The sequence below is a fragment of the Micromonospora globispora genome (assembly GCF_003857015.1).
Classification (GTDB): domain Bacteria; phylum Actinomycetota; class Actinomycetes; order Mycobacteriales; family Micromonosporaceae; genus Micromonospora; species Micromonospora globispora.
The window spans coordinates 1-13,116 of record NZ_QGGF01000424.1 but is presented as its reverse complement, the minus strand read 5'-3'; the positions used below and the strand labels follow the sequence as shown (position 1 = coordinate 13,116).

Below are 13,116 nucleotides of genomic sequence, written 5' to 3'. Positions count from 1 at the left end.
GGGGCGCTCCACCGCGTCCAACCGCCGGTCGACCCAGTCGTTGGCCGCCATGCCGGCCCAGTAGAGCAGCACCGACGCCCCGGCCAGCGCCGGCGTGCGGCGGTCCAGCGCGCCGGCCGCCGACGCCCCGGCCAGCACGTCCCCGGGTACCGAGAGCGCGGCCGGCGCCCGGACCAGTTCCGCGAGGTCAGCGAGGCTGCTCATCGGCGGCTTCCCGGTGCAGCTCGGCGACGAAGTCGCGCAGCAGCGTCCACTGCTCGGCGAGGGAGTGGGTGGGCGCATCCAGCCCGTCCTTGAAGAAGAAGGCCAGCTGGGCCAGCGGGCCGCGCCGCCCGACGGCATGCGCGGCGGCGGTGAGCCGGGCCAGGTCGAGCACCAGCGGGGCGGCCAGCGCGGAGTCGCAGCCGTGCCAGGTGAACTCCATCCGCATCCGGGTCCCCAGGAAACCGGCGAAGGTGACCAGGTCCCACGCGGTCTTGAAGTCGCCCAGCTCCTCCACCTGGTCGATCCGGGTGTCGCCCTGCGGGACGTAGCCGAGGGTCTCGCCGAGCACCCGCTGCTTGCTGGCCACCTTCGCGGCGTTGGCGGCCGGGTCGGCGAGGGTCGCGCCGTCCCCGCCGCCGAGCAGGTTCACCCCGGACCAGGAGCGGACGGCCAGGTGCCGCATCGCGAACATCGGCGCGAGCACCGACTTCACCAGCGTCTCCCCGGTCTTGCCGTCGTTCCCGGCGTACGGCAGGCCACGCTCGTCGGCCAGCGCCGCGAGCGCCGGCAGCCGCGCCCCGGTGGACGGGGTGAAGTCGACGTACGGGCAGCCGGCGGTGAAGGCCGCGTACGCGTACAGCGAGCTGGGCGGCAGCACCTCGTCGGGGCCGCTCAGCGCGGCCCGCAGCGCGTCGAGGTCCGCGTGGGCCGGGTGCGGGGCGGCGATCGGCTCGGTGGCGCAGACATTCAGCACCACCAGCCGGTCCAGCCGGTGCCGCTCCCGGAAGTCGGTCAGGTCGCGCACCACGGCGGCGACCCGGTCGGCCTGGGTGCCCCCGGTCGGGGCCGGCCGCAGCGCCTCCTCGACCGCGGCCAGCTCGGCGGCGAGCGCGTCGGCCAGCCGGCCAGGCAGGACACCGGCCTCGGCGAGCGCCTCGGCGCGCTTGGTCAGCGGGGTGGCCACCACGTCGTGGCCGCCCAGGACGAGGTCGGTGAAGGCGGGCAGGGCCGGACCCCGCAGCTCGGGCAGTTCCGTGACGCAGCCGGTCGGACCGGTGAGCCCGGCCCGCAGGGCCAGCGCCCCCACGATGCTGGTGGTCGCGACCGAGCCGCGCGCTCCCATCAGCCAGACACCCGTACGCATGGTGCTCCCTCCCGTGGCACTTCTCCCTGGTCGTCGCTTATGGACGGCCGGTCGGCCGGTGCGGCCGGGGAATCCCGGTCCGGCCGCACCGGACGGCCGTGCTGGTCGTGCCGCGCCGGATGATCCGGTGGCACGCCCTCCGGGGCCGACCTCGTTCCCGCCGCGGGGCGCAACCGCGGCCGGTCCCTCGCCGGTCGGCTCCGGAGAGCCTTCTCGGGCGGCGCCGGCCGGTCGGCCGGCGCCGCGACGGGTCAGGCGGCCAGTTCGGCCAGCGTCGGCTCCACCTCCGTCCAGCGGGAGTCCAGCCCCGCCGAGCGGGTCACCGCGTCCAGCACGAGCTGGACCTGGAGCGCGTCCGCGAACGAGGGCGCCGGGTCGGTGCCGGTGGCGATGGCCTCGACAAAGTCCCGCATCTGGTGGGTGAAGGAGTGCTCGTAGCCGATGATGTGGCCGGGCGGCCACCAGGCCGACATGTACGGGTGCTCGCCCTCGGTCACCAGGATGCGGGTGAAACCCTGCTCGGCGGCGGGCCGGGTGGCGTCGTAGAACTCGAGCTCGTTGAGGCGTTCCAGGTCGAACACCACGGTGCCGAGCGAGCCGTTGATCTCCACCCGCAGCGCGTTCTTGCGGCCGGTGGCGAAGCGGCTCGCCTCGTACGTGGCCAGCGCGCCCCCGTCCAGCCGGGCGACGAAGACCGCCGCGTCGTCCACGGTCACCGTGCCCATCGCCCGGCCGTTGCCGTCGGCCTGCGCGGCCAGGCCGCTCGACCCGGCCGGCAACGGCCGTTCCTTGACGAAGGTCTCGGTGAGCGCGCTGACCCCGGTGATCCGCTGCCCCGTGACGTACTGGGTGAGGTCGATGATGTGCGCACCGATGTCACCGAGCGCGCCGGAGCCCGCCCTGTCCTTCTGCAACCGCCAGACCAGCGGAAACTGCGGGTCCACGATCCAGTCCTGCAGGTACGCCGCCCGGACGTGCCGGATGACGCCGAGGCGTCCGTCGGCGATCAGCTGCCGCATCATGGTGACCGCGGGGACCCGGCGGTAGTTGAACCCGCACATCGCGCGTACCCCGTCGGCGCGGGCCCGGGCGGCGGCGACGGCCATCACCCGGGCCTCCTCGACGGTGTTGGCCAGCGGCTTCTCGCAGAGCACGTGCTTGCCGGCGGCCAGCGCGGCGATCGCGATCTCGCAGTGGCTGTCCCCGGGCGTGCAGATGTCCACGACGTCGACGTCGTCGGACTCGACCAGCCGCCGCCAGTCCGTGGTGTGGCCCTCCCAGCCGAGCCGGTCGGCGGCCTCGGCCACCTTCCCGGAGTCCCGACCGCAGATGAGCGACATCCGGACCCGCGCCGGCAGGTCGTACACCCGGTTCACGGTGCGCCACGCCTGGGAGTGGGCGGCGCCCATGAACGCGTAGCCGACCATGCCGACCCGCAGGAGCCTGTTGTGAGTGGACAAGGTGGGTCTCCCCCCGTGTGTCAGAACCCGAGCTTCAGGTAGTTGCTCGCGTTCTCCTTGGTGATCGTCTCGGAGGCAAGCACGATCTCCTTGGGCACCTGGAGTTCCACCAGGTCCGACATGCCCTTGTTCTGGCCGATCAGGCGGGCCAGGGAGATGGCCGAGGAGGCCATCGACGGGCTGTAGGTGACGGTCGCCTTCAGTACGGTGTTGTCGGCCTGGATGTCCTCCATCGCCTTCTTCGAGCCGGCGCCGCCGACCATGAAGAACTCCTTGCGGTTGGCCTGGTTGACCGCGGCCAGCACGCCGATGCCCTGGTCGTCGTCGTGGTTCCAGAGCGCGTCGATCTTCGGCAGGGCCTGGAAGAGCCCGGTGGCGGCCTGCTGGCCGGAATCGGCGGTGAACTCAGCCGGCCGGCGGTTGGCCACCCTGAGGCCATTCGCGGCGAGGGTGTCGGCGAAGCCCTTGGAGCGTTCCTGGGTCAGCTCCAGCGAGTCGATGCCGGGGATCTCGCCGATCACCGGGTTGCTGACCCCCTTGGCCTTGAGCTGCGCGACGATGTAGGTGGCGGCGGCCACCCCCATGCCGTAGTTGTCGCCCTTGATCTGCAGCCGGTAGGCCCGCGCGTCCGGGAAGGCCCGGTCCAGGTTGACCACCGGGATGCCGGCCTTCATCGCCTCCAGGCCGAACGCGTTGAGCTCCTTGCCGTCGTGCGGCAGCAGCACGATCACGTCGGGCTTCTGGGAGATCAGGGTGGACAGCGCCGCGCGCTGGGCCGCCGCGTCCGCGCCGGCCTCCACCGACTTGAGCTCCACGTCGGAGTACGCGGCGGCCTGCGCCTTGGCGTTGTTGGTGATGGCGGCGATCCAGCCGTGGTCGGCGGCCGGGGCGGAGAAGCCGATGGTCACCTTCTTGCCGGGCTCGCTGTTGCCCCCGGTCGCGGCCGCCTTGGTCTGGGCGGCGGTCGGGGTCTGCTCGTTGCTGGTGCAGCCGGCGAGGACCACGCCGGCGGAGAGCGCGGCCCCGCCGAACAGCAGCCGGCGGCGCGACAGATCGCGACTGTGCTGGGTCATGACGACCTCCTGATGAGGTGGTGGGGTGAAAAAGGGTGTGCTGATCCCGGCCACCGTCGCTGTCGAGGTGGCCGCCGGTGTTTCGCTGGGTCAGGTGGTGGTGAGCCGGTTACGGCCGAGGAACTGGGTGAGGCTGCGGAACTGCACCTGCTGGACCAGGACGGCGGCGACGATGATGCCGCCCTTGACCATGTTCTGGGCCTCCGTGGAGAGGCCGTTGATGGCGAAGAGGTTGGTGATGGTGGAGAAGATGACCACCCCGAGCAGGGAACCGATGATGGTGCCCCGCCCGCCGCTGAGCAGCGTGCCGCCGATGATCGCGGCGGCGATCGCGTCCAGCTCGTAAAGGTTGGCCATCGCCGCCTGGGCGGACGTGGCCTGCGCGGTCAGCATGACCGCGGCGATGCCGCAGCAGAGGCCGGAGAGCGCGTAGAGCAGCAGGGTGTGCCGGCGGACGTTGATGCCGGCCAGCCGGGCGGCCTCCGGGTTGCCGCCGACCGCGACGGTACGGCGGCCGAAGGTGGTCCGGTTGAGCAGCACCCAGCCGGCGACGACCACGGCGGCGAGGATGTAGACCAGCAGCGGGATGCCGAGCACGTTCGTGCTGGCGATGCCGTTGATGAACTGGTTGTTCGAGACCTGGGTCTGCTTGTCGGAGATCTCGGCGGCGAGCCCTCGGGCGGCGACCATCATGGCCAGCGTGGCGATGAACGGCACCAGCCGCCCGTACGAGATGAGCAGGCCGTTGACCACGCCGACGGCGAGCCCGACGGTGAGGGCGCTGAAGATCATGCCGCCGGCGCCGTAGCTCTGGGTGGCCACCGTGGTGCACCAGACGCCCGCCAGCGCGACGATCGCGCCGACCGACAGGTCGATCCCGCCGCCGATGATCACGAACGTCATGCCGACGGTCACCACGCCGACCACCGAGGCGAGCTTGAGGATGGTGAGCGTGTTGCCCCACACCCAGCTCGCGTTCCCGTAGAGGTCCGGCCGGGTGAGGATGCCGATGACGACCAGCACCACCAGGGTGGCGAGCAGGCCGAGGTTGCGCTTGGCCCCCTCGCCGCCGTCGCCCCGCCACCAGGAGAGCCGGCCCGACGCCTCCGCCTTCGCGGTCTCGGCCGGGTCCACCGGCGGCGACTGGGCCGGCAGCCCCGCCGCCCGTTCCGGCGCCGCGGTGGGTGTCATCTCGCTCATGCTGGCGCACCTTCCATGAGGGACCCCGCCATGACGAGGTCGAGCACGGTGTTCTCGTCGAGTTCGCCGGCCGGGGCCTCGCGGACCACCCGGCCCTCCCGCATGACCAGCACCCGGTCGGCCAGGCCGAGCACCTCGGGCACCTCGCTGGAGACCAGCAGCACCCCGACGCCCTGGGCGGCCAGTGACCGGATGACCTGGTACAGCTCGGCCCGGGCGCCCACGTCCACGCCCCGGGTCGGTTCGTCCAGCAGCAGCAGCCGGGTGTCGCCGAGCAGCCAGCGCCCGACCACCACCTTCTGCTGGTTGCCGCCGGAGAGGGTGCGCACCGGCCGGCGGACGTCCCGGGGTCGCAGCTCCAGCGAGTCGCCGATCCGGTCCGCCTCGGCCCGCTCCCGCCCGGCGTCGGTGAAGCCCAGGCGGGCGTACCGGCCGAAGGTGGCCAGCGTGACGTTGCGGTAGATGGGTTCGCCCAGCAGCAGCGCCTGACTCTTCCGCTCTTCCGGGGCCATCCCCATGCCGGCCTTCACCGCCGCGCCGACGCTGCCGGGCCGCAGCGCGCGCCCGGCCATCCGGACCGTACCGGCCTGCGGGCGGCGGGCGCCGTAGATCGTCTCCAGCAGCTCCGACCGGCCGGAGCCGACCAGGCCGGCGATGCCGACGATCTCGCCGGCCCGCACGCTGAGCGAGACGTCCGCGAACTCGCCGTGCCGGGTCAGCCCCTCCACCTGGAGCAGCTCCGCGCCGGCGGGGTCGTCGGCCGGGCGGTCCGGGAAGACGTACTCGATGGTCCGCCCGGTCATCCGGGCGACCAGGTCGCGGGTCGGGGTCTCGCGCGCCGGCAGGTTCGCCGCCGTGGTCCGACCGTCCTTGAGTACGGTCACCCGGTCGCCGATCTCGCGGATCTCCTCCATCCGGTGGGAGATGTAGATGACCGCGATGCCCTGCGCGGTGAGCTCCCGGATGATCCGGAAGAGGTTGCCCACCTCGTCGTGGGCCAGCACCGCGCTCGGCTCGTCCATGATGATCAGTCGGGCCTCGTGGGACAGTGCCCGGGCCATGCTGACGACCTGCTTACCGGCGGCGGGCAGCGCCCGGACCATCCGTCCCGGTGGGATCTCGGGGTGCCCGAGCCGGCCGAGGATCTCCCGGGTCCGCCGGGCCATGTGGCCGCGGCGGACGAAGCCGAGCCGGCGCGGCTCGTGGCCGAGGAAGGCGTTCTCCGCGACGGAGAGGTCCTCGACCAGATCGAGTTCCTGGTAGATGGTGGCGATCCCGGCCCGCATCGCGGCCTGCGGGTTGGCGAAGTCGGCCGGCTCGCCGCGCCACTGCACCTCACCGGAGTCCGGGCGGTGCACTCCGGAGAGCACCTTGATCAGGGTGGACTTGCCGGCGCCGTTCTGGCCGAGCAGGCAGTGCACCTCGCCGGCCCGCACCTCCAGCTGCACCCCGTCCAGCGCGCGTACGCCCGGGAAGGTCTTGACCACGTCCGTGAGGCGCAGGACCACCTCGCCGACGACGGTGTCGGCGGGGGCCTCCACCAGCGGCGCCTTCGTCACCACGGCCTCCTCGCTGTCGCTGGTCACCGGCCCGCCGGACGGTCCCGGGACGGCGCGCTCCCCCATGCCATCGGCACTGGCCGCATCACCGGCCACGCGCCGTCCCGGGACCGGCGGCTCGCCGGCACCGTCGGCCCCCGCCGGGCCGGCGGCGTTGCTGGCGGTCACTGTGTCTCCCTGGTTCGCGACTGCGGGGCTCGCAAAACCGGCTCACTCCTCGCGCTCACGATGCTTCCCCGAAGGCGAGGTCGCTGGCGAGCACCGCGGCCCCGGCGACCCCGGCCCGCGGGCCGAGCTCGGAGAGGACGACCGGCAGGTTGCCGGTGGCCAGCGGCAGCGACCGGCGGTAGACCACGCTGCGGATCTCGGCGAGCAGGATGTGCCCGAGCTGGGCGAGCCCGCCACCGATCACGATCATCGACGGGTTGGTGAAGCTGACCAGTCCGGCCAGCACGCCCCCGACCCGTCGACCCCCGTCGCGGATGAGCTGGATGCAGGTGACGTCCCCCTCGGCCGCCCCCTGCGCGACGTCCAGCGCGGTCACCGCGCCCCGGGCCGCGAGTCGCTCGGCGAGCGCCGGCGAGGTGCCCGCCCGCGCCGCCGCGGTCGCCTCCTTGGCGAGCGCGGCGCCGCTGAACAGCGCCTCCAGGCAGCCGAGGTTGCCGCAGGAACACATCGGACCGTTCGCGTCGACCTGGATGTGGCCGATGTCCCCGGCGCATCCGTCGGTACCCCGGTAGACCTCGCCGCTGAGGTAGATGCCGCAGCCGATGCCGGTGCCGATCTTGATGAAGAGGAAGTCGTCCACCGAATGGGCGACCCCGCCGTGCCGCTCGCCGATCGCCATGATGTTGACGTCGTTGTCGACGACCGCCGGGCAGCCGTGCTCCCGGGTGAGCAGCTCGCGCACCGGGAACCGGTCCCAGCCGGGCATGATCGGCGGCGACACCGGAACCCCGTCGCGGAAGCTGACCGGTCCCGGCACGCCGATGCCGACCGCGTCGAGCCGCTCGTAGGCGCCGTCCACCTTGGCCTTGTGCAGCAGCTCGTTGACCCGCTGCAGGGTCACTTTCGGGCCGGACCGGATGTCGGCCGGCTCGGTGTACGCGGCCACCGGCTCCAACCGCCCGTTGACCACCTCGACGTCGATCGAGCTGGCCCCCAGGTCCACCGCGGCGAAGCGCAGGTGCGGGCTCAGCTCGACCAGGGTGGACCGTCGCCCGCCGCGGGACGCGGCCAGCCCCGCCTCGGCGACGTAGCCGAGGCCGACCAGCCGCTCCAGCTCGGCGAGGAGGCGGGGGCGCGGCATCTGGAGGCGGTCACCGAGTTCGGCCCGGGATACCGCCCCCTCATCGCGGAGCAGCCGCAACAGCTGTACGTGCAGGGGGTCCAGCGTCCGCACCGGGACTCACCTCCGCATCGGAGTCGTTCACATCGACGCAACGCCGATGTGTCGTGTCCGACACAGTAGGAGGCTTCCTGGCGGCCTGTCCATAGCTTCGGCCGGTCTGATCCAAACTTTTGTCCATCCGAGCAAAAGCACGTAGTGGATCACGAAAAGTGGGCGCGAGTGGCTGGGATGCGCACCGCCCCGCCGCGAACGGGGACGCGGCGGGGCGGGAGCGCGGGTACGGGCCGGCTCAGCGGCGCCTGGCGGAGTTGCGCTTCTTGCGCAGCTTGCGGTCGTCGCGCAGCTCGAGGTACGGCTCCTTCTCGGCCGGGTGTCCCGCCTGGATCGCCCGGCTGCGCTCCAGTTCGGCGTCGAACTCCGCGCCGAGCAGGATGGCGATGTTGCTGAGCCAGAGCCAGACCAGGAAGATGATCACGCCCGCCAGCGCGCCGTACGTCTTGTTGTACGAGGCGAAGTTGCTGACGTAGAGGCCGAAGAGGCCGGAGATCACCAGCCAGATCACCACGGCCAGCACACCGCCCGGGCTGACCCAGCGGAAGCCGCCGTGCCGGGCGTTCGGCGAGGCCCAGTAGAGGATCGCGAACATCAGGCTGACCAGGATGAGCAGCACCGGCCACTTGGCGATGTTCCACACCGTGACCGCGGTGGAACCCAGCCCGATCGCGCTGCCGACCTGCTCGGCCAGGCCGCCGGTGAAGACCACGATCACCGCGCTGGCCAGCAGCATCACCCCGATGACGGCGGTCACCCCGAGCCGGATCGGCAGCGTCTTCCAGATCGGCCGACCCTCAGGGACGTCGTAGATGGTGTTGGAGGCCCGCATGAAGGCGGCGATGTAGCCGGAGGCGGACCAGAAAGCGGCGAGCAGACCGACTATCGCCGCGATGCTGGCCAGGCCGCCGGAGCTGCCCGCCTGGTTGATCGCGCCCTCGATGATCTGCCGGATGTTCTCCTGCGGCACCGCCTGGTTGACGGTGTCCTTGACGCCCTCCTTGGCCTGCGGGCCGAGCAGGCCGAGCACCGAGATGAGCACCAGCAGGCCCGGGAAGATCGAGAGCACGCCGTAGTAGGTGAGGGCAGCCGCCCAGTCGGTCAGGCTGTCTTCCTGGAACTCCCGGACCGTGCGCTTCAGCGCCGCCTTCCACCCGGTGCCGGGCAGCTCCGTCGGGCTGTCCGGCCCGTCGTCGGGCCCCACCGGACCGGGGTGGCTCCGGTCGCGACCCGACCGGTCCAGGTCGGAGCGGTCCCGGGCCCGGTCCACGCCGGCGCGGGTGCGGGACACCGCGCCGGTTTCGCCGCGGTAGCGCCCGCTGCGGGCGGAAGACTCATCGGAGGCCATCGCCCCTCCCTCATCGTCGGCATCGTCCTTCTCGGGATGCCCAGACGGGGCGCGCGGTTAACCACCTACTTGTAGAGCAGGCCCGCCATCCGACGGGACGCCACGAAGAGCCCGACCCCGGTCAGCGCCAGCAGATACCCGACGTCCAACAGCCACGACCACCCGGACGACCCGACGGAGATGTTCCGGATCAGGTGCACCGACCGGTAGAGCGGGGTCACCTCGACCACCCACCGCAGCACGGCCGGGTACGCCTCCGCCGGAACGAACGTGCCGGAGAAGAGGAAGAGGGTGAACTGGGCCGAGCCCATCAGGTCGAAATCCTGCCAACTGCGCATGAAGGTGGAGAAGGCCATGCCGAGCGCGCCGAAGGCGAAGCCCACCAGCACCGCGGCCGGGAAGGCGGTGACCGCCCGACCCGCGCTGGTCAGGTCCATCGAGACCATGACGACCAGGAAGGCCGCTGAGTAGAGGGTGCCCCGGATCATCGCCCAGCCCAGCTCACCGAGGGCGATCTCGAACGGCTGCACCGGGGTCGCGATGACCCCGTCGTACAGCTTCATGTACTTCATCTTGCCGAAGAAGTTGAAGGTGGTCTCGGCCAGCGCGCCGGTCATCGCCGAGGAGGCCAGCATCGCCGGGGCCACGAACGCGGCGTACGAGACCACCTGCCCACCGGGAAGGGTGAGGTCGCCGATCAGCGCCCCGACCCCGATGCCGATGGAGAAGAGGTAGAGCACCGGCTCCAGGAAGCCGGAGATGAGCACCAGCCAGTACGCGCTCTTCAGCGCCGCGAGGTTGCGCTCGGCCACCGAGGCCGACCGGCGCGGCGCCCCCTCGAAGCTGACCAGCCGGGGCAGGACGAGACCGACCATGACATCCCTCCCCTAGACGACGAGATTGCGGCGGAAGACGCGCCGGGCCAGCACCCAGCCGGCGAGCGCCCAGGCGGCGAGGTAGAGCAGGTGGCCGGGGATCGACCACTGTGGCGCCACCCCGAGCGTGGCGGCCCGGCAGAGGTCCACCCCGTGCCAGAGCGGCGTGATGTACGCCAGCCAGCGCAGCTCCTCCGGCAGCGACTCGACCGGGAAGAACACCCCGGCGAAGAGCGTCATCGGGATCACCGCGAAGCGGAACAGCAGCGCAAGGTAGCTGTCGCTCGGCACCCACGCGCTGAACGCGAAGGTCGGTGCGGCCACCGCGAGGGCGAGCAGCAGCACCACCGGCAGCACGACCGGCGACCACGCCGAACGCAGCGCGCCGAAGAGCGCGGTGACCAGCAGGAAGGAGGCGGAGCTGGTGAGCACGCGGAACAGCACGAAGGCGAGGTGGCCGGCGAGGATGTCACCGACCCGCAGCGGCGCCGCGCTCTGCGCGAAGTAGGTCTTGATCCAGCGGAAGTTGCTCAGCACCGGCCAGGTCGATTCGCCGATCGCCACCTGCATCGCGGTGGAGGCGATCAGGCCCGGCACCAGCCAGTCGAGGTAGGGCACGCCGCCGACGCCCTGGTCGACGTAGGCGCCGACGCCGAAGCCGAAGCCGAGCACGGTGAGCACCGGCAGCAGGAAGGACGAGAAGACGCCCGCCCGCCAGGTCCGCCGGTAGCCCACCAGGTAGTGCGCGAGCACCGCCAGCGCCGGCACCCGCGGCAGCGCCGGCCGGGCCTGCTCCGCCACGCTCACGTCGATCACCCCCCGTTCTCGACCCACGACGGCCTTCCTACCGCCCGGGTACGACAGACCGCGGCCACCCTACGACCGGCGACCGGGGGATGTCGTGGCAGTTTTCCCCCGCCGGGCCTGCTCTGACGCGAGTCTCGACCATCCGGCCCGGGATACCGGGTGGACTCTCGTCGATGAGAGCTGGAGACTGCGGCCATGGAAGCGACGCAGACTGCGCTCATCGTGGCCCTACCGGAGGCCGAGGACGCGGTGGGCCAGTTCCGCGCCTCGCTCGACCGCGCCGCCGCGTGGGGCGTGCCGGCGCACGTCACCGTCGTCTACCCCTTCCTCCCGCCGGAAGAGATCACCGCCGACGTGCTCGCCGCCGTCGCGGAGACCGTCCGGTCGGTGCCGTGCTTCGACGTCTCCTTCGCGCGGGTGCAGTGGTTCGGCGACACGGTCGCGTGGCTCGCACCGGAGCCGGACCAACCGTTCCGCGCGCTCACCGCCGCGCTGTGGCAGCGGTTCCCGCAGGCACCTCCGTACGGTGGGATATTCGACGACCTGGTGCCGCACCTGACGATCGGTCACGACGTACCGGTGGAGGTGCTCGCCCGGGCCGCCGACGCCGTCTCCGCGCGCCTGCCGGTCAAGGCCGTGGTGCACGCGGTGCGGCTGATCGCTGGAACGCCGGATGCGGCGTGGCGGACCCTCTGCGAGTTCCCGCTCGCGCCCTAGTCGACCAGGGTGCGGCCGGTGAGGTGCAGGAAGACGTCCTCCAGGCTGCTGCGCCGGACCAGCACGCTGGCCGGGACGAGCCCGAGCGCGTGGACCTCGGCCACCGCCGCGTCGCCGTCGGCCACGTAGAGCAGGATCCGGTCGGGCAGCACCTCGACCCGCTTCCCCAGCCCGTCGAGCTTGCCGGCGAACGCCTCCTGGGACTCGGCGGCGAACCGGAGCTCCACCACCTCCCGGGTGGAGTGCTGCTCGATGAGCGCCCGGGGTGAGCCCTCGGCCACGATCCGGCCGCCGTCCATCACCACCAGGCGGTCGCAGAGCTGCTCGGCCTCGTCCATGTAGTGCGTGGTGAGCACCAGCGTGACGCCCTGCTGCTTGAGCCGGAACAGCCGCTCCCAGACCAGATGCCGGGCCTGCGGGTCGAGGCCCGTGGTGGGCTCGTCGAGGAGGACGATCTCCGGGTTGTTGACCAGCGCGCGGGCGATGGTCAACCGGCGTTTCATGCCGCCGGAGAGCGGCTCGACCTTGCTGTCGGCCCGCTCGGTGAGCTGGACGAAGTCGAGCAGCTCGGCGGCCCGCTCCCGGGCCACCCGGCGCGGGATGCCGAAATAGCGGGCGTAGGTGGTGAGGTTCTCCCGGACGGTCAGCTCCGGGTCGAGATTGTCGAGCTGGGGGCAGACCCCCAGCCGGGCCCGGATCGCCGGACCGTCGCGGACCGGGTCCATGCCGAGGATGCGCAGCTCGCCGCCGGTCGGCGGGGAGATGCAGCCGACCATTCGCATGGTGGAGGACTTGCCGGCGCCGTTGGGCCCGAGGAAGCCGAACGCCTCGCCGGGTTGTACCTCGACGTCGATGCCGTCGACGGCGGTGAAGTCGCCGAACCGCTTCACCAGCCCCCGAGCCTGGATGAGTGGTTGCGCAGTGGTCACCGGGCGACCCTAGCGGCCCGGTCCGACAGCATCGACCGGATAAACGCGGCGCCACGGCAACACCCAACGATTTCCATCACTTGGCGCAATCATGATCGGCGATGTCCCCATAGGACCCGACGGTTCGCGTATGGTCCCCCGTGTCGCCCGTACGCTTCTCCGACGGCTCTCCTCCGAAGCCCCGGCCGCCGGCACCCGGGACGCCACTCCCGCGCCCGACTCCACCCCGGTCCCCCTCCCGCCGGACGAGGCAGCGGTCGGCGATCCCTCCTGGGCCGACGACGGGCCGGCCGGCGCACACCACGACACCCGGGAACTGGCCGCCCAGTTCGAGGACCTTCTTCCCGCTCCCGCAGGGCAGCAAGTACTACCTGATCATCTTCCTGGCCGGCGTGGAC

General features: G+C 72.0%; 12 protein-coding genes and 1 pseudogene. 2 read left to right on the top strand and 11 right to left on the bottom strand.

Going from position 1 to position 13,116, the window contains the following annotated elements; all coding sequences use genetic code 11:
• From DKL51_RS22935 to DKL51_RS22890, 10 genes and pseudogenes are all read right to left on the bottom strand, one after another.
• A pseudogene (locus tag DKL51_RS22935) lies at positions 1-204 on the bottom strand (SCO3242 family prenyltransferase); the annotation flags it as partial.
• Positions 188-1,348, bottom strand: a complete 1,161-nt coding sequence (locus DKL51_RS22930; protein ID WP_109942884.1) for an inositol-3-phosphate synthase — start codon at positions 1,346-1,348, stop codon at positions 188-190. The gene DKL51_RS22930 and the pseudogene DKL51_RS22935, both read right to left, overlap by 17 nt.
• 251 nt (positions 1,349-1,599) lie before the next feature.
• On the bottom strand, positions 1,600-2,775 hold the full coding sequence (locus tag DKL51_RS22925) for a Gfo/Idh/MocA family protein (RefSeq protein WP_185734892.1): 1,176 nt from the start codon (positions 2,773-2,775) through the stop codon (positions 1,600-1,602).
• 53 nt (positions 2,776-2,828) lie between these two features.
• Positions 2,829-3,881, bottom strand: coding sequence for a substrate-binding domain-containing protein (locus tag DKL51_RS22920; protein ID WP_109942886.1), 1,053 nt, complete (start codon positions 3,879-3,881; stop codon positions 2,829-2,831).
• A gap of 90 nt (positions 3,882-3,971) precedes the next feature.
• Positions 3,972-5,081: an ABC transporter permease gene (locus tag DKL51_RS22915; RefSeq protein WP_109942887.1), complete on the bottom strand. Its 1,110-nt coding sequence runs from the start codon at positions 5,079-5,081 to the stop codon at positions 3,972-3,974.
• Positions 5,078-6,589, bottom strand: a complete 1,512-nt coding sequence (locus DKL51_RS22910) for a sugar ABC transporter ATP-binding protein (protein WP_185734891.1) — start codon at positions 6,587-6,589, stop codon at positions 5,078-5,080. The genes DKL51_RS22915 and DKL51_RS22910 overlap by 4 nt, the downstream gene beginning before the upstream one ends.
• Before the next feature lie 274 nt (positions 6,590-6,863).
• The gene (locus DKL51_RS22905; protein WP_109942888.1) at positions 6,864-8,042 is read right to left on the bottom strand and encodes an ROK family transcriptional regulator; all 1,179 of its coding nucleotides are present in this window, start codon (positions 8,040-8,042) and stop codon (positions 6,864-6,866) included.
• A gap of 238 nt (positions 8,043-8,280) precedes the next feature.
• Entirely contained in the window at positions 8,281-9,390 is a 1,110-nt protein-coding gene (locus DKL51_RS22900) for a YihY/virulence factor BrkB family protein (protein WP_109942889.1), read from the bottom strand.
• Between the two features lie 65 nt (positions 9,391-9,455).
• Positions 9,456-10,265, bottom strand: coding sequence for an ABC transporter permease (locus DKL51_RS22895; RefSeq protein WP_109942890.1), 810 nt, complete (start codon positions 10,263-10,265; stop codon positions 9,456-9,458).
• 12 nt (positions 10,266-10,277) lie between these two features.
• Entirely contained in the window at positions 10,278-11,078 is an 801-nt protein-coding gene (locus DKL51_RS22890) for an ABC transporter permease (RefSeq protein ID WP_423790637.1), read from the bottom strand.
• 189 nt (positions 11,079-11,267) lie between these two features.
• Here DKL51_RS22890 and DKL51_RS22885 point away from each other — a divergent pair, with 189 nt between their 5' ends.
• Positions 11,268-11,789 (top strand): 2'-5' RNA ligase family protein, encoded by a 522-nt coding sequence (locus DKL51_RS22885; RefSeq protein ID WP_109942892.1) that lies wholly within the window; start codon positions 11,268-11,270, stop codon positions 11,787-11,789.
• Here the strand turns inward: DKL51_RS22885 and DKL51_RS22880 are convergent.
• The gene (locus tag DKL51_RS22880) at positions 11,786-12,718 is read right to left on the bottom strand and encodes an ABC transporter ATP-binding protein (RefSeq protein WP_109942893.1); all 933 of its coding nucleotides are present in this window, start codon (positions 12,716-12,718) and stop codon (positions 11,786-11,788) included. The two genes, DKL51_RS22885 and DKL51_RS22880, sit on opposite strands and share 4 nt — an antisense overlap.
• Before the next feature lie 130 nt (positions 12,719-12,848).
• Between DKL51_RS22880 and DKL51_RS35835 the strand changes: the two genes are divergently transcribed.
• The coding region (locus DKL51_RS35835) for a hypothetical protein (RefSeq protein WP_260428628.1) at positions 12,849-13,116 on the top strand (268 nt) is incomplete at its 3' end.

Coding starts and splice junctions, on each gene's coding strand:
- DKL51_RS22920 (WP_109942886.1), bottom strand. CDS start 3,881: ATGACCCAGCACAGTCGCGATCTGTCGCGCCGCCGGCTGCTGTTCGGC.
- DKL51_RS22930 (WP_109942884.1), bottom strand. CDS start 1,348: ATGCGTACGGGTGTCTGGCTGATGGGAGCGCGCGGCTCGGTCGCGACC.
- DKL51_RS22885 (WP_109942892.1), top strand. CDS start 11,268: ATGGAAGCGACGCAGACTGCGCTCATCGTGGCCCTACCGGAGGCCGAG.
- DKL51_RS22895 (WP_109942890.1), bottom strand. CDS start 10,265: ATGGTCGGTCTCGTCCTGCCCCGGCTGGTCAGCTTCGAGGGGGCGCCG.
- DKL51_RS22915 (WP_109942887.1), bottom strand. CDS start 5,081: ATGAGCGAGATGACACCCACCGCGGCGCCGGAACGGGCGGCGGGGCTG.
- DKL51_RS22925 (WP_185734892.1), bottom strand. CDS start 2,775: ATGGTCGGCTACGCGTTCATGGGCGCCGCCCACTCCCAGGCGTGGCGC.
- DKL51_RS22900 (WP_109942889.1), bottom strand. CDS start 9,390: ATGGCCTCCGATGAGTCTTCCGCCCGCAGCGGGCGCTACCGCGGCGAA.